The sequence below is a fragment of the Propionicimonas sp. genome (assembly GCF_049840635.1).
Taxonomy (GTDB): Bacteria; Actinomycetota; Actinomycetes; order Propionibacteriales; family Propionibacteriaceae; genus Propionicimonas.
Map to the genome: position 1 here is coordinate 441710 of NZ_JASGKL010000005.1, position 20803 is coordinate 462512.

A 20803-nucleotide genomic window follows, 5' to 3' on the forward strand; every position below is an offset into this window, starting at 1 on the left:
GTCACGGTTGGGAGCAGCCGGCAGCCGCACTGACCAGGGCGCGCATCCGCGATTCGGGCACCTGCACGTAGATCTGCGTCGTCTCCGATCGGGCGTGGCCGAGGAGCCGCTGCACCGTGAACACGTCGTGATCGACGCCATATGCGCGGGTCGCGAAGCTGTGCCGCAGCGTGTGCGCCGTCCACTGGTCGGGCAGCAACCGGGACAGCTTCCGTGTCACTGTGGCGCGAGCCTGGTGGCCGTCCGGCCCGCGTCCGGGGAACACCCAGCCCGCAGGCAGCGTCTGCAGCCCCCGTGCCAGGTCATCCGGCAGCGGAAGGTACCGGACCCGGTCGCCCTTCCCCACGACCTGAAGCCAGAAGCCGGCGTCCTCGATCCCCGGCTGAACGTCCTCGGTGTGAACCCGGCAAATCTCGCCGGCCCGCAGCCCGAGGTCGTGTGCGAGCCGCAGCATGAGCCGCTCAGCCTCGGTAGCGGCCTTCCTGGTCGCCTCCCGGTAGCTCGCCTCGGGTGCCGGCCGGGCCATCTTCGGCGCGAGCCGAACCGACGGCAGCGCCGCCGCCGGATCCGTCTCGACCAGGCCGGCGTCGCGAGCCCAGCCGTAGAACGACCGCAACACCGCCCGGTAGCTGTACGTCGTCCCGCGCGCCCACCGATGCCCGGCCAGCCACTCGACCAGGTCCGTGGTGGTGACGTCCCACGGCCCGCACGCCGGGAGCTCGTCGGCAAGTCGCACCAGCTGGTAGCGGCGCAGACGGATTGTCTGCACGGTCAGCTGCTGCGCCGCCAGGTGCCGGGTGTACGCCTCGATCGCGGCGTGCCAGGCGTCCGGCGCGAGCCGCTCGCTCGCCAACCGCGACGTCTCCGCGGTCGGATCCACCCGCACCCGCCCCGTCCGCAGCGCCCACCGGTAGAACGTCCTCAACGACGTCCGGTACACGTAACCCTGCCTCGTGCTGCACTCGAGGCGGTCCAGCCAGCCGGCCACCGTGGCGGCGTCCACGTCCCACGGCGCCCACCCGCACTCCCGGCCGAACCGGGCCACCTGCTTGCACACCCGCTCCACCGTCGACGGGCTGTACCCGTCCAACAGGAGGCCCGCCCGGCACAAGTCGACCGCCTTCGCCCACCGCGCCACAGGTGCCGTGTCAGCTGCGGGGCGCCCGACCTCGTCGACCGGAAGTCGGGCAGTCAGCACGTCAAGAGTCGCCATGGACGACATCGTGCCCGCCAACCAACACCCATCGAAAGAGCACCAGAGTGCAGCACGCCGAGGAGCCGACAGCACCAGATCGGCAGCACCACGCACACGATGGCGATACCGTCACAGTCACCAGCAAGGACGCCAAAGGAGCCTCATGACCGACCCCGCCACCGACGCAGCGACCGACCCCGAAGACCAGCTATCCCGCGTGGTCCGCGAAGTCATCGCCCAGCTGGACGCCGGCCACAGTCCTTCCGCACAGGGCATCGCCGCGGCCGTCGACCTCGACGAGACGGCCGTGCGGAACATGATCAACTTCCTGGGCCAGGAGAACCACCTGCGGGGCGAGCGGCACACCAACGAGGCTCGACCGCTGTTCGTGACATGGGTGAGTGATGAGTTGCGCGCCGAGTTCGCCGACTAGCGCCCCCACCTAGCCGACGCTTCCGTTTGGAAAACGCTGATCGCTGGGGCAGCCTCCCCAGAGGGCTGGCGAGTCACCAAAGGTGGCCCAAGGGGCACACGAGGCCATCAGGAATGACCGATTGTTGTGCAGATGTTGTGCAGACCTAACCGGAAGCCCGGCAGTCTCGGCATATAGCCTTGTCAGAGTCATGTTACCTGCGTGCCGGAGAAGGGACTTGAACCCTCACACCCAGTGGGTACGGGAACCTAAATCCCGCGTGTCTGCCAATTCCACCACTCCGGCCAACCGACCCGAGGAGTGTAGTGGGCGGCCACGCCAGCCCGCGTCAGGCAGCCACGGGGATCGGGCGGCGCACCCGCAGGACCGTGAGGGCGAAGACCGCAGGGATCACCGCGCACAGCAGCAGGGCTGTCCGCAACCCGCTGTCCCCGTCAGCAGGAAGGACAGCAGCGAGCGGTGCGAGCGGGCCGGACGCCAGCTCGGCGAGCACGCCCGCGACCCAAGGCCCCAGCGTCCCCCCACCGTCTCCGGCCAGGGCGAGGAGCGCGAACATGCCGGCGCCGCCGAGCGGGAACCGCGCCGACGTGAGCGAGAACGTCCCCGGCCAGAGCAGTCCGACGAACAGCCCGCACAGCGCGCAGGCCAGCAGGCTCACCGCAGGGACGGGCGCCGTCGCAGCCACGACGTAGCAGACCGCCGCGCCCGCGCCGGAACCCACCAGCAGGTCCTCCAGAGAGAACCGCTGCCCCCACATTCCGTACGCGAACCGGCTCACGCCCATCAGGAGCGCGAACAGGCCCGGCCCGAGCAGGTCGCCGACCGCCTTGCTCGCGCCGACGCCCTGCTCGGCGAAGAACGACGACCACTGCGACATCGTCAACTCCGCCGCGCCGCCGGTCAACATCAGGACGAGGCCGAACAGGAACAGCGGCGTCCCCAGCAGCGAGCGGATCGGCGTCCGGTGCTCGTCGGGGACGGTGTCGGGGAACGGCACCCGCGCGAACACCAGCAGGTTCGCCAGCGGCACGATCGCCCAGAACACCGGCAGCAGCGGCCACAGCCCGATCCCGAACACGGCGAGCAGGCCGGTCGTGACCACCACCACCGCCAGTTGTCCCCAGCAGTAGAACGAGTGCAGCATCGCCATGCCCGCGGCCTTCGCCTCTTGGGGGGACGGCAGGTGCTCGACGACCGGGCTCATCAGCACCTCCAGCAGGCCGCCGCCGATCGCGTACACGACCACCGCAGCCGCCAGTCCGAGGAACGGCGTGGGCGCGATCCCCGGCAGGAAGGCCAGCAGGACGAGGCCGACCACGCTGAGGACGTGTGCCAGCAGCACCGGACGCCGGTAGCCGACCCGGTCGACCACCTTCATCGCGGCCAGGTCGGTGAGCAGCTGGACGCCGAAGTTCAGGGCGGCCAACCCACCCAACTCCGCCACCGGGATCGCGAACTGCGTATGGAACACGATGAACAACAGCGGCGCGATGTTGTTGACGATCGCCTGCACGACGAAGCCCGTGTAGCACGCGCGGCGGGTGGCGACGAAGGTCAGCGGTGACGGCATGCGGCGACCCTAGCGGTGCCGGCGCCCCACGCGGGGCTCGCCTCGGGGGCCGCAGGTGGGTTCGCGGCAACCGATGGTTCGCCGGGGACGAGATCCCGGGTCAAGCCCGGGATGACAAGGAACGCACGGGCGCCGCGACGACAAGGACGAACAGCCACAGCGACGACAGCGTCACGGTCCCTGAGGAGGGTCCGCGGTGAGGAACGAACCGCGGAACCGTCACGAAGGGCCCGCCTCAGCTCCTCCGAGGGGTCGAATCGCTGCGAGGTCCGACACCACGACGTACAGACCGCCACGCGAAGGTCCCGCCCTCGTGCCCGGACGTCGAGGGCCCCGTCGTCGCCGAGAGCCACCGTTCCGGTCGAGGGCTCCTGTCCGGACAAGGGCCCTCGACGGGAGCAGTGGCCCTCGGGCATCAACGACGGCCCTCGATGGGAGGAGCGACCGCCGCAGAAGGAGAGGGGCCACGCCTCTCGGACGACAGTGCTTCACGGTCCGTGAGGAGGGTCCGCGGTGAGGAACGAACCGCGGAACCGTCACGAAGGGCCGCCGCCAGCGGCCACCTCGCGAGTGACCGGAAGCCCTCACGAAGGATCGGCGGCGGCGAGTGAAGGCGCGGGGGTGAGCGCCGGGTCATCGGCGGCGAAGGTGCGGACGGGGCCGGGGCCCGTCTCCGCGGTCTCGAAGCGGACGGTCACCCTGCCCAGGCCGGAACCCCACACCCAGCCACGGCCGAAGGCCTGGTGGACGACGTCGCTGCCGGGCAGCCAGCCCGACGGACGCCGGGTCAGCGGCGCCTGCGCCTCCTCCACGACCCGGCCGACCGCGGCCACTTCGAGGTCGAACAGCGGCTCCTGCGCGACCTCGACCAGCCCCGACACCCCCACCCCCAGCAGCCGGACGCCCTGGCTCGTCTCCAGCCCGTCGAGCAGGTTGCGGGCGATCTGCGAGACCACTTCGGCCCGGTCGGTCGCTCCGTCGAGCGTGCGGGACCTGCTCACGGAGGAGAAGTCCGGCCAGCGCACCTTCACCGTCACGGTCCGCGCGAACAGCCCGGCCTTCCCGAGCCGCTCCGCCACCTGCTGGGCCTGCCGGTCCGCGATCCCCGCCAGCACCCCTGCGTCCGCGATGTCGTGCTCGAAGGTGTCCTCCACGGAGATGGACTTCGTCTCCCGCTCCGGCTCCACCGCCCGGTCGTCGTCGGCCCTGGCCAGGGCGAACAGGTGCTCGCCGCCCGCCTTCCCGAGCTCGCGGACCATCTCGACGAGCGTCAACCGCTGAAGGTCGGCGACCGTCCGGACGCCGAGCCGCGACAGCCGGTCCATCGTCGCCGGCCCCACCCCGGGTATCGCCCGCGCCGGCAGCACGGCGATCGTCTCGACCTCGGTGCCGGGCGCCACCAGCCGCACCCCGTTCGGCTTCGCCAGCTCGCTGGCCACCTTGGCGATGAACTTGGAACTGCCCAGGCCGACGGACGCGGTCAGCCCGCCCGTCGCCTCCGCCAGCCGCGCCCTGAGGTCCTGCGCGAGCGCGACCAGCGCGCCGTCCTCGAGCGGACGCTCCGGCCCCGCGGCGAGGTCGACGAACGCCTCGTCCAGGCTCAGCGGCTCGACCAGCGGCGACAGCTCGCGCAGCAGCCCCATCACGATCGCGCTGGCCTCCCGGTACGCATCGAAGCGCCCGCCCAGGAACGCGGCGTTCGGGCACCGGCGGCGCGCCTCGCTCATCGCCATCGCCGAGCCGACGCCGAACGTCCTCGCCTCGTACGACGCGGTGGAGACCACGCCGCGCAGGCCGATGCCGCCCACGATCACCGGTTTGCCGCGCAGCGACGGCTTGTCGCGCTGCTCGACCGCGGCGAAGAACGCGTCCAGGTCGAGGTGCATGATCGAGGCCTGGGGGCGCACCCTCACTCCAGCGATTCGAGGTAGGCGACGCCGCGCGGAGAGAGCCGGTACCCCACCCGCAGGCTCTCGGTGAGCCCCAGCGCCTTCAGCCGGCGGATGTCGGCCTTCATCGGCGCGACCTCCCGGCCCAGCAGCGCGGCGAGCTCGGTCGAGATCACCCCGGGATGGTCCCGGATCCACTCCAGGATCGGACGCGTCCACGGGCCGCTGCGCCTGCCCGCGTCCAGCTTCGCCACGGCCGCGGTGAGCGTGTTGAGGTCCTCCGCATCAGGGACGTCGGCGCGCAGCGCGACCCGGGGATCCTCCCCCACCCAGGCCAGCTGGACGCGGTACACGTGGTCGCCGCCCTTGCTGGCGCGCGGCCCGGCCCTTCGTGGCGCCAGCCCTCCGTGCTCCCCGGGGGCGGACGGGGCGCCGCCCGCGGCCACCGGGTACAGCTGCCGGCGCAGGGCGGCCAGGTCGGCGAAACCGGCCGCTCCGGCGTCGTCCTCGGTCAGGTCACCCGGGTCGAGCACCTCCTCGACGGCCTCGAACCGGACGATGCCTGCCGTGGTCAGCTGCGTCCCGCCCACCCGGACGCGTGGCTGCTCCCAGCGACGGAACGCCAGGGTGATCGTGCCCTCACGGACGCCCTGCGCGATGCGGGCGGGCACCAACATCAGCGTCGCCGGTAGTGGACGAAGTCGAAGCCGTCGTGCGGCTCGCGGGACACCTCTTCCCACTCGGCCGGGTCGACGTCCGGGAAGCGCACCGAGCCCTCCGCCTCGGCGTGCACCTCGGTGAGGTCGAGGTCGGTGAGCAGCGGCCAGGCCTGCCGGTAGATGCTGCCGCCACCCGCCACGAAGACGACCTCGTCGAGGGTGCCAGCGAGGGCGAGAGCGTCCTCCAGTGAGCCCACCGCATAGCCCTGCGCGCGGCCGTCGGTGGGCAGCTCGACCGACTCCGGGCGGCTGGTCACCACGATCGTCGACCGACCCGGCAGCCAGCGTCCGATCGCGTCCTGCGTGCGACGGCCCATGATCATCACGTGGCCGCTGGTGACCCGCTTGAACCGCGCCCAGTCCTCGGCGATCTCGAACGGCTGGCGTTCCCCGTCCCCGATCACGCCGTGGGCGTCGACGATGGCGATGGCGATCAGCTGCACGGTCCGCTCCTCACACCGCGATCGGGGCCTTGATGCCCGGGTGCGGGTCGTAGTCGACGACCTCGATGTCGGACAGTTCGAACGCGTCGATCTCGGTCACGTCCGGGTTCAGCACCAGCCGGGGCAGCGGACGCGGCTCGCGGGTGAGCTGGAGCCGCGCCTGCTCGTGGTGGTTGCTGTACAGGTGCGTGTCGCCGAGGACGTGCACGAACTCCCCGACGCGCAGCCCGGCGACCTGCGCGACCAGGTGGGTGAGCAGCGCGTAGGACGCGATGTTGAACGGGACGCCGAGGAAGATGTCGGCCGACCGCTGGTACAGCTGGCAGCTGAGCTTGCCGTCCGCGACGTAGAACTGGAAGAACGCGTGGCACGGCGGCAGCGCCATCTCCGAGAGCTGGCCCACGTTCCAGGCGCTGACGATGTGGCGACGGCTGTCCGGGTTCGTGCGGATCGACTCGATCACGCCCTTGATCTGGTCGACGTGCCGACCGTCCGGCGTGGGCCACGACCGCCACTGGTACCCGTAGATCGGGCCCAGGTCGCCGTTGGCGTCCGCCCATTCATCCCAGATCGTGATGCCGTTCTCATGCAGCCACCCCACGTTGGTCGAGCCGCGCAGGAACCAAAGCAGCTCACCGAAGATGCTGCGGGTGTGCAGGCGCTTGGTGGTGAGCAGCGGGAAGCCCTCGTTGAGGTCGAACCGCATCTGGTAGCCGAACACGCTGCGCGTGCCGGTGCCCGTGCGGTCGGACTTCTCCACGCCGTGGGTGAGCACGTGGTCGAGCAGGTCGAGGTACTGCTTCATCGGGTCTCCTGGAGCGCTGTGGTCAGGGGAGATCCCGGCTTTCGCCGGGACGGGGTGCTGTGGCGAGGTAGTCGCGCAGGACCGGCACCATGGCCCGGACGGCCTGGCCGCGGTGGCTGATCGCGTCCTTCTGCTCGGGGGTGAGCTCGGCGTTCGTGACCGTGTTGCCCTCGGTGACGAACATCGGGTCGTAGCCGAACCCGTTGGTCCCCCTCGGCTCCAGGACGAGGCGGCCCTCCATCGTGCGGCGCAGCACGTGTTCCTCGCCCTCCGGCGTGACCAGAGCCATCGCACACACGAACCTTCCGGTGCGCTCCGCCTCCGCGGTGTCGGCGAGCTGGGCGAGGAGCAGGTCGAGGTTGCGCTGGTCGGTCGCCTCCGGACCCGACCACCGGGCCGAGCGGACGCCGGGCATGCCGTTCAGCAGGTCGACCTCGAGGCCGGAGTCGTCGGCGACCGCGACGTGCCCGGTGTGGGTGACCGCCGCCCGCGCCTTGAGCAGCGCGTTGCCCTCGAAGGTGCGCTCGGTCTCGGCCGGCTCGGGGTAGGCGGGGAACGCGTCCAGGCCGCGGACGTCCGCGTCCACCCCGGCGGCGGCGAGGACGCGGTGCAGTTCGGCCGCCTTCTTCGCGTTGTGGGTGGCGACCACCACGATGCTCATCGCGCGAGAGCCTCCTGCTGGATCGCGGCCAGCTGCGCGCAGCCGGCCAGGCCGAGGTCGAGCAGCTCGTCGAGCACGGGGCGGGCGAACGGCTTGCCCTCGGCGGTGCCCTGCACCTCGACGAACTCCCCCGCGCCGGTGGCGACCACGTTGAGGTCGACCTCGGCGCCGGAGTCCTCGGTGTAGCACAGGTCGAGCATCGGGGTGCCGTCGACCACGCCCACCGAGACCGCCGAGACGGTGCCGGTCAGCGGTTCGCCGGCCAGCGCGCCGCGTCCGCGCAGCCACGCGACCGCGTCCACGAGAGCGACGTATGCGCCGGTGATGGACGCCGTCCGCGTGCCGCCGTCGGCCTGGAGCACGTCGCAGTCGAGCACGATGGTGTTCTCGCCGAGCGCCTTGTAGTCGATCACCGAGCGCAGGCTGCGTCCGATCAGGCGGCTGATCTCGTGGGTGCGGCCGCCGATGCGTCCCTTCACCGACTCGCGGTCGCTGCGGGTGTGGGTGGCCCGCGGGAGCATCGCGTACTCGCTGGTCACCCAGCCCAGGCCGCTGCCCTTGCGCCACCGCGGCACACCCTCGGTCACCGAGGCGGCCACCAGGACACGCGTCGCGCCGAACTCCACCAGCACGGAGCCCTCGGCGTGGTCGAGCCAGCTGCGGGTGATCCGCACGGGGCGGAGTTCGGACGGGGTTCTGCCATCAGCTCTGTTCACGACCAGCACCCTACCGGGGGCTGCCGACACGGCGGCCCGGGCAGCGGTGCGTACCGTTGAGGTGTCGAGTTGCCTCCGTGGATACCCCCTAGGGTATCGTGGAGTGCGTCAACCAGAGGAGTCAGCACATGTGTCGTCCGGTCACCTGCAACGTCTGCGGCAAGACCACCTGGGCCGGGTGTGGCCAGCACATCGACCAGGTCAAGGCCGTCGTGCCCGCGGACCAGTGGTGCGGGGGCGAGCACACGCCCGAGCAGCTCGCCGCGGCGAAGCCGAAGGGGCTCCTGGGGATGTTCGGACGCTGACCCCTGACGCGATCCGGCCACGGGATGGCCGGATCGTGACACCTGTGACGGGTGGGACGCCAGGAGTGGCGGGATCGCGTCACGGCCAGCCGGCCAGGGCAGTCGACCCCGCGACGGTTCAGCCGACGGTGTAGACCTGCTCGACCTCGTCGATGAAGCCGCCGATCAGGCGGCGGCCGATCCCGGCGAACAGCTCGGGGCTGCCCGTGGTGAGGAAGCGGCGCTCCGGCTCACGAGGGCCGTCGTGCAGCAGGTCGGCATCGGTCAGCGTGGCGAAGACCTCCTTCGCACACTCCTCCGCCGAGGACACCAGCGTCACGTCGTCGCCGATCACGTAGGAGATCACGCCGGCCAGCAGCGGGTAGTGCGTGCAGCCGAGGATGAGCGTGTCGATGCCGGTCTCGCGCAGCGGCAGCAGGTAGCTGCGGGCGGCGTCCAGCAGTTCGGGGCCGCCGGTGATCCCCGCTTCCACGAACTCGACGAAGGACGGGCACGGCTCGGTGATCAGCTCGACCCCAGGGACGGCGGCGAGGGCGTCGTCGTAGCTGCCGGACGTGGCCGTGGCCTCGGTGCAGATGAGCCCGATCCGTCCGCTCCGGCTGGCCCGCACCGCGCGTCGGGCCGCGGGGAGGATCACGTCGACGACCGGGACGTCGTAGCGCTCGCGTGCGTCCCGCAGGACCGCGGAGGACGCCGAGTTGCAGGCGATCACCAGCGCCTTGACGCCGGTTGCGTGGAGGTAGTCGAGGCACTCCAGCGCGAACTCGCGCACCTCGGGGATGGTCTTCGTGCCGTACGGGGCCCTGGCGGTGTCGCCGAGGTAGACCATGTCCTCGCCGGGCAACTGGTCGAACAGGGCCCGGGCGACGGTGAGCCCGCCGAACCCGGAGTCGAAAACCCCGATCGGGGCATCGGTAGCGGTCACGAGCCAAGACTCTAGGCTCGCGGCACGCTGCGGACCAATCCGCGTCGCGGCACACTGGAGACCACTCAGGAAGGACGCGGATGGGCCCCGAACCGATCGACGCCACCCGGCTGGCACTGCGCGCGCTCCGGGCCCTGGACGACGGCCGCCGCGCGGTGGCCGGGCAGTGGCAGCGCTGGACGTCCCCGAGACCGGCGAACGAGCCGCCGCCCGACCGCAGGCAGCCCCCCGACATCTGGTAGCCCGACGCCGACCGTCCCGGTGACGGGACGACGAGATCCCGGGTCAAGCCCGGGATGACAAGAACGCGCCGGCATGCGCGCGCCCGCCCCACCTGTCATCCCGGCGAAAGCCGGGATCTCAGCGACGCCCGAACCCGACGTGCGCACCCGGGCCCACGGGCACCCACGCGACGCGACGGACGCGATCCCCCCACCCGTCATCCCGGCGAAGGCCGGGATCTCATCGACGCCGGAGCCGGCGTGCGCGCCCAGCCCGACGGGCACTCAGGCGACGCGGCGGCTCAGCGAGAGCGTGACCAGCGACCGCTGGCCGGGGGCCTGCCCGCAGCCACCGGAGGCAGCGGCGCAGCCGCCGCAGCCGGACGGCGGGCAGCCGATCGGCACGGCGACCGACTCGATGCGTCCGGTGCGGACGAGGTGGTCGATGGCGGCCCGGACGACGGTCTCCGGCTGGCCGGTGCGGCGGGCCATCTCGACGACGGTCGGCGTCCCCGCCGCTACCTCGGCGAGGACGGAGCTGAGCGGGCCGCTCACCAGAACAGCCTTCCGACCTGGAACACCGCCACGGCCAGCACCCATGCGGTCACCAGTTGCAGGCCGATGCCGAACAGCGTCCACTTCGGGCCGATCTCCCGCCACTGCGCGGCGAGGGTCGCCACGCACGGGGTGTAGGCCATCAGGAACACCATGAACGCGAGCGCGGCAGGGATCGGGTGCCCCCCGGACGACTCGGTGAAGGTCTTCATCACGGCGGCGCCGAGGTCGCCGGGCTGGTCGGACTCCTCCGGCTCTGCGACGGCGTAGGTCTGCGCCCAGGAGGAGATCACCGCCTCCTTGGCGACGAAGCCCACCACCAGCGTCGACGTGCTCTCCCACGAGCCGAACCCGGCGGGCGCGAACACCGGGGAGATCGCCTGCGCGGCGACGCCGTACACCGAGTCCTGCACGGGCACCTCGCCGAACTGCTCGCCCGCCTGGGTCGGGATCGACTGCAGCAGCCACACCGCGGCGACCGTCGCCACGATGATGCCGGACGCGGTCTGCAGGAAGCCCTTCAGCCGCACCCACGTCACCGAGGCCGTCAGGCGCAGCGTCGGCACCTGGTAGGCAGGCAGGTCGATCACCAGCGGCTCGATCGGCTCGCCCTTCCACAGCGTCCCGCGCAGCAGCAGCCCGACCAGCACGATGATCACGATCGAGGTCAGGTACATGCCGAACACGGCCGTGCCGGCGTAGGGGCCGAAGAAGACCGCGCCCATCATCACGAACACCGTCAGCCGGGCCGTGCAGGACGTGAACGGCACCAGCAGTGCGGTCAGGATGCGGTGCTGGGCGTTCGGCAGGATGCGGGTACCGCTGATGGCCGGCACGTTGCAGCCGTAGCCGACGATCAGGGGCAGGAAGGCCCGTCCGGGCAGGCCGATCGAGCGCATCAGGCGATCGGTGACGACGGCGGCCCTGGCGAGGTAACCGGAGTCCTCCAGGAGCGCCAGCAGGATGAACATCAGCGTCATCAGGGGGACGAACGTGAGCAGCATGCCGACGCCGGCGATCAGCCCGTCCACGACCAGGCCCTGCACCCAGGTGTCGCCGAGTCCGAGCGCCCCGATCAGCCAGGTCGCGCCGTCGGTGACCGGGCCGGAGAACAACCCGTCCAGCAGGTCCTGGAACGGGGCGGCCACCGCGGTGGTGACCTCGAAAACCCCCCACATCACCGCGAGGAAGAACAGCGGGCCGACCACCGGGGCGGTCACCCAGCGGTCGACCTTGTCGGACAGCGTCGCCTTCTGCGCAACCGGGGTGGACGTGCCGGCCTCGACGGCTGCGGCGATCCAGGTGAACCGGTCGTCGTCGAGCTCGAGCGAGTCCGTCGTCGCCGGGGTGGGACGCGCCGCGGGCACCGGCTGCAGCAGGGTGGCGCGGACGGTCCTCGCCAGCCGGTCCAGGCCGGTCCGGCGGCGCGGGTCGATGCCGACCACCGGGCAGCCGAGGGCGTGGGCGAGCTTGGCTGCCGAGATCTGCACGTCGCGCTTGGCGGCCACGTCCAGCATCGTCAGGGCGACGACCATCCGGATCCCGCGCTCGCGCAGCTGTGCGACCAGGTACAGGCTGCTGGCCAGCCGGGACGCGTCGCAGGCGACGACGGCCAGGTCGGGACGCTCGTCCTCCGGCCCGCCGACGAGCAGGTCGCGGGTGAGCTCCTCGTCCGGGGAGTGCGGGTCGAGCGAGTACGCGCCCGGGAGGTCGATCAGGGTCATCTCCAGCGGGCCGCCGGAGCCGCAGTCGCAGTCCTCGCAGGAGCACGGTGCGGAGTCCTTCGTCGCCCGCCACACGCCGCGGGACACCTCGACCGTGGTGCCGGGCCAGTTGCCCATGGTCACCCGCGCGCCGGTGAGGCCGTTGAAGAGGGTCGACTTGCCGGTGTTGGGGGCCCCGGCGAGGGCGATCACCGGCGCGCCGGCGCCGGCGCCCTCTCCCCCGCCGGCCTGGCAGCATGCCTTCGCCGAGGGCGCGAGAACGATGCGACCGCGGGCCTGCTCTGTGGCGGTCATCGCGCCACCACCTCGGCGTGGAGCTGCGGCAGCAGCTGGGAGCCGAGCGCGATCCGGGATCCGCCGACCAGCACGACGCGGCCGCCGCCGGCCGTGCGCTGCAGGACGGAGAAGGTCGCGCCGGGACGCAGTCCGAGGGATGCGAGCCGTCGGCGGGAACTGTCCGGCGCGTCCGAGCCGGTCAGCGTGAGGGCGGTGTTCAGGGGCGCCCGGGACAGGTCCATGCCTACGTACATATACGTAAGGTTAGCCTTACCGAATATTCCGCGCATCCCGTCTCGGAGAACGCGTCGTGACGGACGCGGTCACTGCAGTCCGAGCAGGTTCTCCGTGAGGTAGGCGATCCACTCGTAGACCCGGTAGATGTAGCTGCGCGGGTCGTCCTCCGGCAGCGCGTCCAGCTCCTCGGCGTCGTCGGCGGTCTCGATGCCCAGCCGGACCGCGAGGCTCAGCCGCACCGCAGTGAGGGTCTTCAGCCAGGCGTCGAACTCGATCACGCGCACCTGCACCGGGTGCTTGCCGGCATCGCAGTCGCGCAGCGCGGAGAGCACCACCTCGGTCTGGCCGAGGCGCTCGGTGCGCTGCCGCGCCTGCGTGAGCCGACGGAACTCTCCGGACGCCTCGGGGTCGGACGCGTACGCGTCCGGGAACAACCGCTGGATCACCGGGTCGGAACGGTCGAGGACGTCCTCGCCGTCGAGCTCGGCCTGCCAGCGCGCGAACGGGTCGTCGAACGGGACGGCGCCCTCCTCGTCCGCCTCGAGGAGGCCGGCGAACTGCTCGACCAGTGACTCCAGCAGGGTGGCCTCGTAGTCGGTGAGCTTCATCAGGATCGTCGGTCCCGACCGCTTGAAGTCGCGCATCAGGCCTGCTCCAGCGTCGCCCACAGCCCGTAGCCGTGCATGGCGTCCACGTCGGTCTCCATCTGCTCCCTCGCGCCGGAGGACACGACGGCCCTGCCGTTGTTGTGCACCTGCAGCATCAGGTCGGTCGCCTTGTCCTCCGCGTAGCCGAAGTAGGTGGAGAACACGTGCGTCACGTAGCTCATCAGGTTCACCGGGTCGTCCCAGACGATGGTCACCCAGCCGGTCAGTGCCGTGGGCGCCGGCCGCTCGGAGACGGCGGTCGCGCCGCCGGGCGCGCCGGGTTCGTTCTCGCCTGCCACCCGGCCATTCTGGCATGGCCCCGAACCCGGCAGTCCGGACGGTGGCGCCACCCGTTACTGTGGCCCCATGACCCTGGAGACGACGCCGTTCGGCGCTCGTGCGAGCACCGCGCTGCTGACCGACCACTACGAGCTGACGATGGTGCGGGCGGCGCTCCGCTCGGGGACCGCGTTCCGTCGCGGCGTGTTCGAACTGTTCGCCCGACGCCTGCCGGAGGGGCGGCGCTACGGCGTCGTGGCCGGGGTCGGACGGGCGCTGGACGCGATCCGGGCGTTCCGGTTCGACGAGGCCACGCTGAACTACCTGCTCGAGCAGAACGTGATCGACACCGACCTGGCCGACTGGCTCAGCCACTACCGGTTCAAGGGCAACGTGTGGGGCTACCCGGAGGGTGAGATGCTACTTCCCCGGCTCGCCGCTGCTGATCGTGGAGGGGACGTTCGCCGAGGCCTGCATCCTGGAGACGGTGCTGCTGAGCATCTACAACTACGACTGCGCGGTCGCCGCCGCCGCGTCCCGGATGACCCTGATGGCGGGCGATCGCCCCTGCATCGAGATGGGGAGCAGGCGCACCAACGAGTACGCGGCGGTCGCGGCGGCCAGGGCCGCCTACGTCGCCGGGTTCTCGGCCACGTCCAACCTGGAGGCGGGCCGCGCGTACGGCGTCCCCACGACCGGGACGGCCGCGCACTCGTTCACCCTGCTGCACGACAGCGAGGAGGACGCGTTCGCCGCCCAGCTGAAGGCGCTCGGCAAGGGCACCACGCTGCTGGTCGACACCTACGACATCGAGACGGCGGTCCGCACGGGCGTCCGGCTGAGCAAGGGGAAGCTCGGCGCGATCCGGCTCGACTCCGGCGACCTGGCCGAACTGGCCACCGACGTCCGCAAGCTGCTCGACTCGCTGGGAGCGGAGAAGACGCGGATCATCGTCACGTCCGACCTCGACGAGTTCCAGATCGCGGCGCTGCGCAGCGCGCCCGTCGACGGGTACGGCGTCGGGACGTCGCTGGTCACCGGCTCCGGGGCGCCCACCTGCGGCTTCGTCTACAAGCTCGTCGCCCGCGCCACCAGCGACGCCAAGGACGCGGAGTTGCTGCCGGTGGCGAAGAAGAGCACCGGCAAGGGGTCGATCGGCGGCCGCAAGTACGCGCTGCGCCGGATCGGCCCGAACGGCAGGGCGCAGGCGGAGGTGGTCGGCATCGGCGCGCCGCCGGTCGACGACGGCAACGACCGTCCGCTGCTCGTGCAGCTGATGGCCAAGGGCAAGCCGATCGGGCGCGAACCCCTGGAGGCCGCCCGCGAGCGGCACCGCGCCGTGCGTGCCGAGCTGCCGCTGGAGGCGCTGAAGATGAGCCGCGGCGAGCCGGCGCTGCCCACGATCATGCTGGACGACGACGGCGACCCGGCGGAGAACCCGTACGCCCCGGCGGAGAAGAAGGAGGCGTCCCGATGAGCCGCGCGCTGATCGTTGTCGACGTGCAGAACGACTTCTGCGAGGGCGGGTCGCTGGCCGTCGCCGGCGGTGCCGCCGTCGCGGGCCGGATCGCCGACCTCGTCGCGGGAGGGAACGGCTACGACCACGTCGTGGCGACGCGCGACCACCACATCGACCCGGGCGCGCACTTCTCCGCACATCCCGACTACGTCGATTCGTGGCCCGTGCACTGCGTGGCAGGGACCCCGGGCGCCGAGCTGCACCCCGCGCTGGCGGGCACGTCCTTCGAAGCCGTGTTCGACAAGGGTGAGTACGCGGCCGCGTACTCCGGCTTCGAGGGCGCCAGCGACGGCGAGGGGCTGGCCGAGTGGCTGGCCGACCACGAGGTCGACCGGGTGGACGTGGTCGGCATCGCGACCGACTACTGCGTCCGCGCGACCGCGCTGGACGCCGCCGGCGCCGGCCTGGCCACCCGCGTCCTGCTCGACCTCACCGCCGCCGTCGCTCCTGAGCGCCTGGACACCACGCTGGCCGACTTCGCCGAGGCCGGGGTGGAGGTCGCCTGACCTGCGTCCCCGGACCGGATCGAGTTGGGGACGGTTCCCCCGGCTCGGTCCGCCCTCCCTCTCCATCGAGAGCCACCGCTCCCGGCCGAGCGCCGCCCCTCACGTCGACAGCCCTTGTCCAGGCCATGGCCCTCGACACGAACGGAGGCCCTCAACCACGACAGGTGGCCCTCAACCACGACAGGTGGCCCTCGACGAGCCACGGAGAGCGAATCGGGGACGGTTCTCCTCCCCGCCCACCTGACGTGCCCATGACGGCGGCCCTTCGTGACGCGCTCGTCCCTCGCCCCGCCGCTCCTCAGGGACCGTTCACCACACCCGCCCGGACGACAGGGAAGCCCTCGTGAACCGAAAGAGAACCGTCCCCTACTCGGGCCGGACGCCGCGGGCGGCGCGGGCGACCGCGCCAAGGGTGATGCCACCGGACGGAGCCCCGAGGCGGTCGTGCAGTGCAGCGCGGAGGACGGCCAACCGCTGCGGCGGCAGGGTCGCGCAGTAGGCGCCGACCGGGCCCACTCCGTCCAGGAGCGTCGACCAGAGCTCGTCGAAGTCCTCGTAGGTCGTGCGGACGCTGAGAGTGGTCTCGGTGACGTCCTCGAAACCGGCGCCGGCCAGCCAGCCGCTGAGCTCGCCCGGACGCCCGAACCGGAGTGTCTGCAGCTCGTCGGGAGCGTCAGGGTCGACGCCGCTGGCCGCGTCCCAGAACGAGCGGAGCAGCTCCATGCCGTCGGCGGCGTCCCAGACGCAGGCTGCGGCCACGCCGCCGGGCCGCAGCACCCGGGCGAACTCGGCGCCTGCCGCCGTGGGGTCGGAGACGAAGTGCAGGACGAGCTGGCTGATGGCCACGTCGAACGCGGCGTCCCCGAACGGCAGTTGCTCTGCGGTGCCCGGAAGGACGTCCACATCCTCGAACCGCTCCCTGCACGCGGCGACGAAGGAGGGCGACGGGTCGCAGGCCGACACGGACGCGGAACCCAGGCGGCGGACGAGCTCCGCGGTCAGCGCGCCCGACCCGCAGCCGACATCGAGCACGCGCTGCCCCGCGACCACTCCGGCGAAGTCACTGAATCCGACCGACAGCGGCCGCGAGTAACGGCCCATGAACCGGTCGTAGGCGTCCGCACCCCCCGTGAACGTCCGCGCTCCCTCGACCTCCATGACGCCTCCCGCCCGTGGACCCGGACGTCACGCTACCGGGGTCGGCGGGCGCCGCGGTCCCGGAGAATTGCGCACCCGCTCAGGGGCCGGTGAGCATCGTGAGGGTGCCGGGGGCGACCGGCAACTCCCCGATGTGCCCGATGGCGACCGAGATGGCGACGAATGCCGCCGAGACCAGCAGCAGACGCAGGATCGGCGAACGGAACGTCCCGGTCACCCCGGCGAAGAACAGGGCCACCGCGAGCAGCACCGTCGTGAGGACGTAGCCCTCACCGACCGACGCGGCGTGGTCGGCGTCCGCCGACGCCTGGTCCCCCTTCGCCGTCGCCTCCCGGTAGGGGCCCAGCACCCCGTCCAGGTACTCCTTGTTCTCGAGCAGGTTGGACGGCGTCGTGCCCGCGGTGATGTCCTTCTGCCACGCGTCCAGGTACTCGAGGAAGCCCTTGCGGACCAGCGCGCTGCGGTAGAACGCGGTCAGCTTCTGGTTCCCTGTCGCGACCGCTGCCGCGTAGCTGGCGACCGTACTGCCGTCGTAGGCCATCGTCTGCGTGGCCACTCCCAGCAACCGGGTCGACTCCAGCTGGTCGGCCTGCGCGACCCCGGTCAGGCGCTGCTGCTCCGCACTCCACATGTTCGACTGCAGCGCACACCACGCCGTGCACACCGTCGCGACGCCCAGGAGCGCGACCGCGAGGACCTCGACCACCCGCTCCCTGACCGTGCGCCGCTCAGGCATTCGGCAGTCCCGACAGGCCCGCGGACTCACCCGCGCCGGATTCCGGCGGAGTGGCCCTCGGCTTCGGCTCGGGCGGGAGCGCCCGTCCGGCGAGCGTGCGGTCGGGCCCCTCCATCCGGTCGGCGAGCGCCTGCCACACCTGCGCCTGGCGGTAGACCAGCGCCGAGGAGTTCACCTCCGAAAGGTAGGGCGCGAGTTCGGCGTCATGCCGCACCCTGAGCATCCGGATCGAGGCCTCGTTCTCCTCCCGCTCCGCCTCCAGCCGCGAGCGCACGGTCGCCTGGATGACCTCGCCGTGGCGGCCCAGGTTCACCTGGCCCAGCGAGAAGGCGGTGACGGTGATGCCGTCGCCCTCGAGAGCCGCGCCCACCGCCCGTCCCAGCGCCCGCTGCGTCGCAATCCGGTCCTCCCCGAAGAACGAGTCGACGGCGTAGGTGGGGGCCACGAGCTCGGTGGCGATGGCCGCACCGGCGTCGTCGCGCACCGCCGACCAGATCCCGTCCACCCCGAATCGCTCGTGGACGACCCGCAGGCTCGCCGGGTCCAGCCGGAACCGCACCGTGAAGCTCACCACCACGGACGCCCGGTCACCGAGGATGACATCGACGGGCGGGCCCCAGCCCTCCACGGACGAGCCGGAGAACGGGTCGGCAGAGGCACGGTAGGAGAGTTCGACCGAGGGGTACTCGACGGCCTGGCGCCTGCGCAGGGCCGGCACCCAGTGCACGCCGGGCGGCAACGCGTGGTCCGTGGCGCGGCCCCGAACCACCAGCAGCGCCACCGATCCGACGGGCACCCTCACGATCGAGGCCCTGACCAGCGCCCAGACCAGCAGCGCCAGGAGTGGAACGAAGATCACCAACACCAGAATCTGAAGACCCAGCGGCATCCCCTGATCATAGGGTGCGCCACTCCGCCGGAGCAGGAGTAAGCCAAGCTCGCTGGTCTCTCCGCGCCGCCCGGACGCCCGTCCCACCCGCCCGTCCCACCCGTCCCACCCATTGCGTTTGCTCCCGAAAGGCGGCCTTGCTCCCGGAATTCGGGGAGCAAGGCCGCCTTTCGGGAGCAAACGGACGCTGACGGCCGGGGTAAGGGGCGGCTCGGGCTAGACGACCAGCTCGGTGTCGGCGCGGGGGACGACCATCGGGGTGCTGAAGCCGTTCATGATGCTGGCGAGGCGGAAGGCGCGGTCGTCGCGGTACAGCTTCTCCAGGCTGAGCGGCTTCCCGTCCGGCCCCGAAAGCGGGATCCGCCAGTTCGGGTACTCCTTGTCGGTCCCGGGCTGGTTCTGCGTCCGCCGGTCGCCGACCGCGTCGGTCAGCGCCGCGCAGAGCACCCGGGACGGGGTCGCGACGAGGTAGCGGTGCAGCGCCTCGACGATGTCCTCGGTCGTGGCGGGCTCGGCGGTGAGGAACCCCCGGTGGCGCAGCGCATCGATGAACGCCGTCCGCTCCCGTTCGGCGTGGGCGAGTTCGGCGTCCAGCGACTCGGTGAGCAGGCCCAGCTCGTGCTGCAGCTTCACGTGCTCGCCGGCGAGGTAGCCGGCCGTCGGAGGCAGGTCGTGCGTGGTCACCGAGGCCAGGCAGTACTCGCGCCAGTCCTCGGGCGCGAGCGGCGTCCCGTCCGGGCCGCGCTCGAACCACGCGATCGACGTGCCGAGGATGCCGCGCTGCCGCAGGTAGTCGCGCACCCACGGCTCGACCACGCCGAGGTCCTCACCGACCACCAGCGCTCCGGCCCGCTGCGCCTCCAGCGCGAGGATCCCGACCATCGCCTCGTGGTTGTACCGGACGTACGCGCCCTCGCTGGCCGCCATCCCCTCCGGGATCCACCACAGCCGGAACAGCCCCATGATGTGGTCGACCCGGATGCCTCCGGAATGCCGCAGGAGGCCGGCGACCATGCTCCGGAACGGCGCGTAGGACAGGTCGTCGAGCCGGTCCGGACGCCACGGCGCCTGCCCCCAGTCCTGGCCGGTCTGGTTGAAGTGGTCGGGCGGGGCGCCCACGCCGATCCGGTCGGCGAACAGGTTGCCGTACGTCCACGCCTCAGCGCTGGAACCACCGACGCCCACGGCGAGGTCGTTCATGATGCCGATCCGCATGCCGGCGTCCTTCGCCGCCGACTGCGCGGCGCGCAGCTGGTTGTCCGCGATCCACTGCAGCCACGCGTAGAAGATGATCTGGTCGACGTGCTGCTCGGCGAACAGCGCGACGGTCGGCGAGGAGGGACGGCGCAGCTCGGCCGGCCAGTCCCGCCAGTCCCCGCCGAACCTCGTGACCAGCGCCGACCAGGTCGCGAACTGGGTGAGGCTGCGTCCCTCGCGGCGGAGGAAGTCGTTGAACGCCATCCGCCGCGCGGGGCGCAGGCCGTGGTCGTAGATGACCCGCAACGCGTCGATCTTGGCCGCCCACACCTGGTCGCGGGAGATCAGCGGCTCGCCGGCCAGCTCCTTCTTCAGCCGCGCCTTCAGCTGCGCGACCCGGTTGCGGGACCGCTCGTCGAGTTCGGCGTACTCGGGGATCTGCTCGGGCCGGATGTACAGCGGGTTCACGTAGCGCCGGGACGTCGGCAGGTACGGCGACGCCTCGATCGGCGGGATCGGCTGCGCGGCGTGCAACGGGTTCACCAGGACGTAGCTCGCGAACTGCTGCGTGGCCGACCACGTCGACAGGTCGGCCAGGTCGAGCAGGTCGCCGAAGCCCCACGAGTCCTCGGACGTGACGCTGTACAGCTGCGCGGCGTACCCCCAGGCCCGCTTCTCCCCCATCGCCGCGGGGAAGCCGAGGAACGCGGGGCTGACCACCAGGGTCGACTCCGCCTGGCCCGCCTCCGTGGTCGCCTGCAGCCGGTGGTAGCCCACCGGGAGGTCGGCCGGGAGTTCGAAGGAGGCCTGGCCGGTGAGGACGCCGTCCACCCAGCGGGGCGGCTCGTCGTCCCCGACCTGGGGCACGTCGCGGAAGCCCCCCTCCTCCAGCCGGACGGCCAGCCGCACCCAGGCGCCGTCGGGGAGGTGCACCTGCACGGACTTCGGGGTGCCCTGCTCCATCACCACGCAGGGAGGCAGCAGCCGCGTCCACGGACGCAGCCGCAGCGCCTCCAGCGAGGCGCTGGCCCGCTCGGGGTCGGACGCGTCCACGTCCATCGCGGCCAGGATGGCGATCACGGTGTCATCGGTGACCTCGGTGAGGCGTCCCTTCCAGTCCCAGAATTCGGTGGCGATGCCGAACGCCGTCGCGAGTTCGGCGAGGAACGGGTTGGACAGTGCCATTGCCGGGGGGCGC

At 71.8% G+C, this 20803-nt stretch carries 22 protein-coding genes, 1 tRNA gene and 1 pseudogene; 5 read left to right on the forward strand and 19 right to left on the reverse strand.

From position 1 onward, the window contains the following. Window position 1: 1 nt before the first annotated feature. On the reverse strand, window positions 2-1213 hold the full coding sequence (locus tag QM779_RS08155; protein WP_428534036.1) for a tyrosine-type recombinase/integrase: 1212 nt from the start codon (window positions 1211-1213) through the stop codon (window positions 2-4). 145 nt (window positions 1214-1358) lie between these two features. Here QM779_RS08155 and QM779_RS08160 point away from each other — a divergent pair, with 145 nt between their 5' ends. Next, window positions 1359-1628, forward strand: a complete 270-nt coding sequence (locus QM779_RS08160; RefSeq protein WP_428534038.1) for a hypothetical protein — start codon at window positions 1359-1361, stop codon at window positions 1626-1628. Window positions 1629-1830: 202 nt separating this feature from the next. Here QM779_RS08160 and QM779_RS08165 read toward each other — a convergent pair. From QM779_RS08165 to rph, 8 genes are all read right to left on the reverse strand, one after another. After that, window positions 1831-1913, reverse strand: a tRNA-Leu gene (locus tag QM779_RS08165). A 43-nt stretch (window positions 1914-1956) separates the two neighbouring features. Then, window positions 1957-3198: an MFS transporter gene (locus QM779_RS08170; RefSeq protein ID WP_428534040.1), complete on the reverse strand. Its 1242-nt coding sequence runs from the start codon at window positions 3196-3198 to the stop codon at window positions 1957-1959. A gap of 584 nt (window positions 3199-3782) precedes the next feature. Continuing rightward, window positions 3783-5105, reverse strand: coding sequence for a DNA polymerase IV (locus QM779_RS08175; protein WP_428538363.1), 1323 nt, complete (start codon window positions 5103-5105; stop codon window positions 3783-3785). Window positions 5106-5107: 2 nt separating this feature from the next. Further along, entirely contained in the window at window positions 5108-5764 is a 657-nt protein-coding gene (locus QM779_RS08180; RefSeq protein ID WP_428534042.1) for a hypothetical protein, read from the reverse strand. Beyond that, entirely contained in the window at window positions 5764-6249 is a 486-nt protein-coding gene (locus QM779_RS08185; RefSeq protein WP_428534044.1) for a dihydrofolate reductase, read from the reverse strand. Before QM779_RS08185 ends, QM779_RS08180 begins: the two co-directional genes overlap by 1 nt. Before the next feature lie 10 nt (window positions 6250-6259). Then, window positions 6260-7054, reverse strand: a complete 795-nt coding sequence (locus tag QM779_RS08190; protein ID WP_428534046.1) for a thymidylate synthase — start codon at window positions 7052-7054, stop codon at window positions 6260-6262. A 22-nt stretch (window positions 7055-7076) separates the two neighbouring features. After that, the gene (gene rdgB, locus QM779_RS08195; protein ID WP_428534048.1) at window positions 7077-7715 is read right to left on the reverse strand and encodes an RdgB/HAM1 family non-canonical purine NTP pyrophosphatase; all 639 of its coding nucleotides are present in this window, start codon (window positions 7713-7715) and stop codon (window positions 7077-7079) included. Beyond that, window positions 7712-8461 (reverse strand): ribonuclease PH, encoded by a 750-nt coding sequence (gene rph, locus QM779_RS08200; RefSeq protein ID WP_428534050.1) that lies wholly within the window; start codon window positions 8459-8461, stop codon window positions 7712-7714. The genes rdgB and rph overlap by 4 nt, the downstream gene beginning before the upstream one ends. A gap of 98 nt (window positions 8462-8559) precedes the next feature. Here rph and QM779_RS08205 point away from each other — a divergent pair, with 98 nt between their 5' ends. Next, window positions 8560-8736, forward strand: coding sequence for a hypothetical protein (locus tag QM779_RS08205; RefSeq protein ID WP_428534052.1), 177 nt, complete (start codon window positions 8560-8562; stop codon window positions 8734-8736). Between the two features lie 118 nt (window positions 8737-8854). Here the strand turns inward: QM779_RS08205 and murI are convergent, their stop codons facing one another. Next, complete coding sequence (gene murI, locus QM779_RS08210) at window positions 8855-9661, reverse strand: glutamate racemase (protein WP_428534054.1); 807 nt, start codon at window positions 9659-9661, stop codon at window positions 8855-8857. 80 nt (window positions 9662-9741) lie between these two features. On the opposite strand from murI, the gene QM779_RS08215 reads away from it, so the two are divergent. Continuing rightward, window positions 9742-9903, forward strand: a complete 162-nt coding sequence (locus tag QM779_RS08215) for a hypothetical protein (protein WP_428534056.1) — start codon at window positions 9742-9744, stop codon at window positions 9901-9903. Between the two features lie 264 nt (window positions 9904-10167). Here the strand turns inward: QM779_RS08215 and QM779_RS08220 are convergent, their stop codons facing one another. From QM779_RS08220 to clpS, 5 genes are all read right to left on the reverse strand, one after another. Continuing rightward, the gene (locus tag QM779_RS08220; RefSeq protein ID WP_428534058.1) at window positions 10168-10437 is read right to left on the reverse strand and encodes a hypothetical protein; all 270 of its coding nucleotides are present in this window, start codon (window positions 10435-10437) and stop codon (window positions 10168-10170) included. Beyond that, window positions 10434-12455, reverse strand: coding sequence for a ferrous iron transport protein B (gene feoB, locus QM779_RS08225; RefSeq protein WP_428534060.1), 2022 nt, complete (start codon window positions 12453-12455; stop codon window positions 10434-10436). The genes QM779_RS08220 and feoB overlap by 4 nt, the downstream gene beginning before the upstream one ends. After that, complete coding sequence (locus tag QM779_RS08230; RefSeq protein WP_428534062.1) at window positions 12452-12691, reverse strand: FeoA domain-containing protein; 240 nt, start codon at window positions 12689-12691, stop codon at window positions 12452-12454. Before QM779_RS08230 ends, feoB begins: the two co-directional genes overlap by 4 nt. A 69-nt stretch (window positions 12692-12760) precedes the next feature. Then, on the reverse strand, window positions 12761-13318 hold the full coding sequence (locus QM779_RS08235; protein ID WP_428534064.1) for a DUF2017 family protein: 558 nt from the start codon (window positions 13316-13318) through the stop codon (window positions 12761-12763). Beyond that, a complete protein-coding gene (gene clpS / locus QM779_RS08240; protein ID WP_428538366.1) occupies window positions 13318-13548 on the reverse strand; it encodes an ATP-dependent Clp protease adapter ClpS in 231 nt (76 codons plus the stop codon). The genes QM779_RS08235 and clpS overlap by 1 nt, the downstream gene beginning before the upstream one ends. Before the next feature lie 139 nt (window positions 13549-13687). On the opposite strand from clpS, the pseudogene QM779_RS08245 reads away from it, so the two are divergent. Then, a pseudogene (locus QM779_RS08245) lies at window positions 13688-15077 on the forward strand (nicotinate phosphoribosyltransferase). After that, the gene (locus QM779_RS08250) at window positions 15074-15625 is read left to right on the forward strand and encodes an isochorismatase family protein (RefSeq protein WP_428534066.1); all 552 of its coding nucleotides are present in this window, start codon (window positions 15074-15076) and stop codon (window positions 15623-15625) included. The pseudogene QM779_RS08245 and the gene QM779_RS08250 overlap by 4 nt, the downstream one beginning before the upstream one ends. A 366-nt stretch (window positions 15626-15991) precedes the next feature. On the opposite strand, the gene QM779_RS08255 is transcribed toward QM779_RS08250, so the two are convergent. From QM779_RS08255 to malQ, 4 genes are all read right to left on the reverse strand, one after another. Beyond that, window positions 15992-16783, reverse strand: a complete 792-nt coding sequence (locus QM779_RS08255) for a class I SAM-dependent methyltransferase (RefSeq protein ID WP_428534068.1) — start codon at window positions 16781-16783, stop codon at window positions 15992-15994. A 79-nt stretch (window positions 16784-16862) separates the two neighbouring features. Beyond that, window positions 16863-17519: a hypothetical protein gene (locus tag QM779_RS08260; RefSeq protein WP_428534070.1), complete on the reverse strand. Its 657-nt coding sequence runs from the start codon at window positions 17517-17519 to the stop codon at window positions 16863-16865. Next, on the reverse strand, window positions 17512-18408 hold the full coding sequence (locus tag QM779_RS08265) for an SPFH domain-containing protein (protein ID WP_428534072.1): 897 nt from the start codon (window positions 18406-18408) through the stop codon (window positions 17512-17514). The genes QM779_RS08260 and QM779_RS08265 overlap by 8 nt, the downstream gene beginning before the upstream one ends. Before the next feature lie 216 nt (window positions 18409-18624). After that, window positions 18625-20790 carry a 4-alpha-glucanotransferase gene (gene malQ / locus QM779_RS08270; RefSeq protein ID WP_428534074.1) on the reverse strand — a complete coding sequence of 722 codons (2166 nt, stop codon included), beginning with the start codon at window positions 20788-20790 and terminating at the stop codon, window positions 18625-18627. Window positions 20791-20803: the final 13 nt, after the last annotated feature.

Coding starts and splice junctions, on each gene's coding strand:
- QM779_RS08155 (WP_428534036.1), bottom strand. CDS start 1,213: ATGGCGACTCTTGACGTGCTGACTGCCCGACTTCCGGTCGACGAGGTC.
- QM779_RS08160 (WP_428534038.1), top strand. CDS start 1,359: ATGACCGACCCCGCCACCGACGCAGCGACCGACCCCGAAGACCAGCTA.
- QM779_RS08170 (WP_428534040.1), bottom strand. CDS start 3,198: ATGCCGTCACCGCTGACCTTCGTCGCCACCCGCCGCGCGTGCTACACG.
- QM779_RS08180 (WP_428534042.1), bottom strand. CDS start 5,764: ATGTTGGTGCCCGCCCGCATCGCGCAGGGCGTCCGTGAGGGCACGATC.
- QM779_RS08190 (WP_428534046.1), bottom strand. CDS start 7,054: ATGAAGCAGTACCTCGACCTGCTCGACCACGTGCTCACCCACGGCGTG.
- rdgB (WP_428534048.1), bottom strand. CDS start 7,715: ATGAGCATCGTGGTGGTCGCCACCCACAACGCGAAGAAGGCGGCCGAA.
- QM779_RS08205 (WP_428534052.1), top strand. CDS start 8,560: ATGTGTCGTCCGGTCACCTGCAACGTCTGCGGCAAGACCACCTGGGCC.
- QM779_RS08215 (WP_428534056.1), top strand. CDS start 9,742: ATGGGCCCCGAACCGATCGACGCCACCCGGCTGGCACTGCGCGCGCTC.
- feoB (WP_428534060.1), bottom strand. CDS start 12,455: ATGACCGCCACAGAGCAGGCCCGCGGTCGCATCGTTCTCGCGCCCTCG.
- QM779_RS08230 (WP_428534062.1), bottom strand. CDS start 12,691: ATGTACGTAGGCATGGACCTGTCCCGGGCGCCCCTGAACACCGCCCTC.
- QM779_RS08235 (WP_428534064.1), bottom strand. CDS start 13,318: ATGCGCGACTTCAAGCGGTCGGGACCGACGATCCTGATGAAGCTCACC.
- QM779_RS08250 (WP_428534066.1), top strand. CDS start 15,074: ATGAGCCGCGCGCTGATCGTTGTCGACGTGCAGAACGACTTCTGCGAG.
- QM779_RS08255 (WP_428534068.1), bottom strand. CDS start 16,783: ATGGAGGTCGAGGGAGCGCGGACGTTCACGGGGGGTGCGGACGCCTAC.
- QM779_RS08260 (WP_428534070.1), bottom strand. CDS start 17,519: ATGCCTGAGCGGCGCACGGTCAGGGAGCGGGTGGTCGAGGTCCTCGCG.
- QM779_RS08265 (WP_428534072.1), bottom strand. CDS start 18,408: ATGCCGCTGGGTCTTCAGATTCTGGTGTTGGTGATCTTCGTTCCACTC.
- malQ (WP_428534074.1), bottom strand. CDS start 20,790: ATGGCACTGTCCAACCCGTTCCTCGCCGAACTCGCGACGGCGTTCGGC.